This window comes from Mesorhizobium sp. M1E.F.Ca.ET.041.01.1.1, assembly GCF_003997355.1.
In the GTDB taxonomy this organism is placed as follows: domain Bacteria; phylum Pseudomonadota; class Alphaproteobacteria; order Rhizobiales; family Rhizobiaceae; genus Mesorhizobium.
Genome location: NZ_RZSL01000616.1, coordinates 1 through 3,377, shown reverse-complemented (window position 1 = coordinate 3,377; position 3,377 = coordinate 1). Strand labels below are relative to the sequence as shown.

Below are 3,377 nucleotides of genomic sequence, written 5' to 3'. Positions count from 1 at the left end.
GACTTGACGCCCGGCAGAACATACCGGGGCCTCAGCCCTGAGCTTCGCGGACCTTCCGCACAGCTATCGATATGTTCATCGTCATGGTCATCTTTCCTCTTGGGCGGACCTGGTGAGACAGGCCCGCGAGTGGGAGGCGGATATAGCGTCGACAAAGAAGGTGCAAACGCTTTCTGAGAACTGGTTTGTCTTTTAGTGAACGTGGTTAACGGCGTTTCCGCAAACGCGAGGGGCGTCAATGGATGGCAACCAAATCCTAATCGGCTAGTGATCCGGGTCTGTCGAGAACGACAGCGACAGGATCCGTTGACGTCTGCGAACTGACGCCCGACCCTTGGCGAGTTCACACGTCAAGGGAAGCGAGAGAAATGACCGACGGCAGCCGAAAAATCTACATTACGACCGAGGCGAAGAAGCTCGAAGTTCTTGCCTCGCTCGAATTGTCGGGAAGCGTCCGCACGCTGGATCGCCTCCTCAGGACCAGCTACGCCGACCTGGCAACATCCACCTCCGAAGAGGTCAGGGCGAAGTACGCGCGGTGGCTGGAAGTGGCCCGGACGGGACTGGCGATCGAAGCCGAATGGGGCGAGGGCGCACTCCTCGACCTAAATGACCCGATCTTCGTCGACATGCGCGCGCGAGGCGAGATGAATCCGGTCCGCATCCGGAATGCGGAGGCGTATGCCGCCGCTCATCCCGGGCGCGAGTTCAGTTCTCCGAGCTTCTTGTGAGCGTCGCCCTGCTTGCCGACAAAGGTGTGCCGCTCTTTCGTATTGTCGGGAATCAAAATAAAGGTTCCCTTCTCCGCGTCCGGCGTCTCATATGTGCCTGTAACATAATAGATTTCGCCATCCGCGCCCTGATCAACCAAGCGCTCTTCGTACCGGAGGGCGTTGGCGGCCTCGTCGTTTTCTTTCTCGAATTCAGGATGTTGCAAAGGCATAATCAAGCTCCCCCTTAAGGACTTACACCTCGCAACCGATAGCCTGTGAAATCTTGCGGTTTCGTTATCGAACCTGTCGTATCAAAGGATTCATGGCGCCTCATCCAATAACCATGTCATGACTGCCGCTCTCGCTGAAATGCTTCGGCTGAGTTGGACAAGCCTACGCTACCAACGGCAACCTTGGCTGGATCGCACCGATGTACTGGAACGCCCAGCTGCGCGCGCTTAAGCAGGGTGGCTAGGGCTTCCACGGTATTCGAGGGACTTCGCCGCGGGCAAACTCGTCATCGCTGTGCGTGACGGTGTCATGGCTTGCGTAAGCCTTGGCGGCCTTGGAGATCGCGCGGTCGTCATCGGACATGATTCTGGCGTCCTTCGAGGCGAAACGTAGGGGCTGGGCCCTGTGAGACGTAGCGATGTCACTCAGAATGATTGAGACCGCAGGGAAGCTGAAACAGCGCGTCCTTCATAGCGGCTGTCAGCGCCCGGGGATCAGAACAGCGTAGGTCGCGGGACTGATCGGGACGGGCGCCGACCGACGGCATTGCAGAGATCGGGCGTAATCCGCGCGTCCACCGCCCAGTCAGCTAGGCACGTGTAGCTGGCTCGCGCCGCTCCCGTCATCGGGATGGAGCGCTTGTTGCCAAGTTCCTTCAGGAGACCAAAATAGGCAGCGTACGTGCCTTGCATCGGGCGCAGCGGAACCGTGACCCAAGCTGGGATGGCAGCGAAGCGCTCGGCGAGAAAGTGAACCTGGCGGAGCGCCAGGGCAGTTATGTTGTCGACGGTCGCGCCCTGGTTCTTCATTCGCCTGTTGATAGCATCGGGCACGAGGACGCAGTTGTAGGACTCGTTCAGCCTGCCCACGTCGCGTTCCTCGTTTCGGGCTTTCACGCCGATGAAATAGCGGATGCTGCCCTTCTCTGCGAGGAGGTCTGCAAACGGCTGGTTGTGCTTGTCGTCGTTCAGATTACGAACGCCCTGAAACCCGTTCCGGACGAGAGCCTCCGCAGCCAGGACTTCACCTAGGATGCCAAGTTTCGAAGTGCGGCGAACCCGTGCAATGATGTCTTCCATCCCCCACCCCTCGAGAGGCCGTTACATTAGCTTTCCTGAAACGAGGAAGTCGTACTCTGCTCTTTGCCCCAGCGGAAGGAGGCTTCCTTGGAAAACCGTGTCGATCGACGGGTCATTCTTTGTCCTGAGTCCGAGTACAAGAACCTCTACGAGTGGTCACTTCAAGAGGTCGATGCCGATGGCAAAAAGATTGGCCGCGATCAAATACCTTGGGAATGGACGCTCTATTTCAAGGCAACCGAACTGACCCTGCATGACACGTTGACCGTCGGGTCTCTCCTCCCAGGTGCGTCCCAGGACGATATAAACACTGTGACCGCGAAGCAGGGCATATCCGCGAAACTGCTTCCTTTCGGCGCGACGTGGCCTCCCTCTTACTCGATGTTCGGAACCGACCGGACAATTACTGACATCAGTCTTTCGATAATGCCATCCGTGGTCGACGGCGAGCAGGAACAATGCCTGGCTTGGGGCGTCGTAAGCTACACCGCGGAGATTGATTTCCGCGAAGAAACCACGCCCGACTGCATTGGCTTCTACCTGATTGTGAACCCTGACAGGTTTGCCCAGTATGTGGAGATGATTGCCACCTCTGCCGTGGAGGATGTGTCACTCTTCGTGGGCCGGGTGCCCGGCTTCTATTCCGATTGGTCGCCATCGACCTCAACAGATCGGATCAAGATACTGGCCGACAAAAGCGCCCAGAAGATCGAGGTTCCACCCGGTTGCGAGATCGATCCTCCGCGTCTCGGGCGAGCGCAATACGCGCAGATCCACATTCGCCGAGAGCTTGAACTTTCGAAGGCTACACCGAAAGCGCCTGAGGGGGCGGCGGACGAAATACACGACAAGGAGAGCGCTGAGGAACAGGCCGACCGTGGCCACGCCGCGGCGGCGGAAGACACGGAGGAGTGGACTGACAGCGGTGATGCAAGCCCGGAAGACTTGGCTGACCGGATGGTTCAGGCTCAACCCGATCCCCGGCCGCTAGCCGCCGACCCTCAAACGGTCGGCCTCCTGTCCTCCATACGAATTGCAGCATGGGTCATTGCCGGCCTCTTGCTGTTGATACTGATCAACTTGCGGCTATAGCTCTTAGGGAAATGGCACGTGCTAGATGGCGATCGAAGAACGCAAATACCCCGGTGAGCTAGCATCCCCGCAGCAGGTTCACGAACTGGCGGAAGAATACCGCAAGGCCGCAAACCACCTTCTTCAACTCGGTCGGCCCGGCAAGCCGCTTACCAGAGCTCCCTTCAGGTTGGCGGCGATCCATGCGATCGAACTCTACCTGACCGCGCTGTTGCTCCACAGTGGGCATAATCCAAATCAGATCCGGAAAATGCACCACGAT

Annotated in this window: 5 protein-coding genes and 1 pseudogene; 3 read left to right on the top strand and 3 right to left on the bottom strand. The window is 58.3% G+C overall.

The window, feature by feature from the left end:
* Positions 1 to 368: 368 nt before the first annotated feature.
* The gene (locus tag EOA38_RS31340) at positions 369 to 731 is read left to right on the top strand and encodes a hypothetical protein (RefSeq protein ID WP_127301043.1); all 363 of its coding nucleotides are present in this window, start codon (positions 369 to 371) and stop codon (positions 729 to 731) included.
* On the opposite strand, the gene EOA38_RS31335 is transcribed toward EOA38_RS31340, so the two are convergent.
* The 3 genes from EOA38_RS31335 to EOA38_RS31330 form a co-directional block, all read right to left on the bottom strand.
* Complete coding sequence (locus EOA38_RS31335) at positions 692 to 943, bottom strand: hypothetical protein (protein WP_127301042.1); 252 nt, start codon at positions 941 to 943, stop codon at positions 692 to 694. The genes EOA38_RS31340 and EOA38_RS31335 overlap by 40 nt on opposite strands.
* A gap of 241 nt (positions 944 to 1,184) precedes the next feature.
* The gene (locus EOA38_RS41020; RefSeq protein ID WP_281033865.1) at positions 1,185 to 1,307 is read right to left on the bottom strand and encodes a hypothetical protein; all 123 of its coding nucleotides are present in this window, start codon (positions 1,305 to 1,307) and stop codon (positions 1,185 to 1,187) included.
* Between the two features lie 131 nt (positions 1,308 to 1,438).
* Entirely contained in the window at positions 1,439 to 2,023 is a 585-nt protein-coding gene (locus tag EOA38_RS31330; protein ID WP_127301041.1) for a hypothetical protein, read from the bottom strand.
* Positions 2,024 to 2,110: 87 nt separating this feature from the next.
* On the opposite strand from EOA38_RS31330, the gene EOA38_RS31325 reads away from it, so the two are divergent.
* Both EOA38_RS31325 and EOA38_RS31320 read left to right on the top strand, forming a co-directional pair.
* On the top strand, positions 2,111 to 3,115 hold the full coding sequence (locus EOA38_RS31325; protein WP_127301040.1) for a hypothetical protein: 1,005 nt from the start codon (positions 2,111 to 2,113) through the stop codon (positions 3,113 to 3,115).
* Positions 3,116 to 3,140: 25 nt separating this feature from the next.
* Positions 3,141 to 3,377, top strand: a pseudogene (locus EOA38_RS31320) (hypothetical protein); the annotation flags it as partial.

Excerpts from the sequence above, each read along its gene's own strand:
- EOA38_RS31340 (WP_127301043.1), top strand. The coding sequence starts at position 369 with ATGACCGACGGCAGCCGAAAAATCTACATTACGACCGAGGCGAAGAAG.
- EOA38_RS31335 (WP_127301042.1), bottom strand. The coding sequence starts at position 943 with ATGCCTTTGCAACATCCTGAATTCGAGAAAGAAAACGACGAGGCCGCC.
- EOA38_RS41020 (WP_281033865.1), bottom strand. The coding sequence starts at position 1,307 with ATGTCCGATGACGACCGCGCGATCTCCAAGGCCGCCAAGGCTTACGCA.
- EOA38_RS31330 (WP_127301041.1), bottom strand. The coding sequence starts at position 2,023 with ATGGAAGACATCATTGCACGGGTTCGCCGCACTTCGAAACTTGGCATC.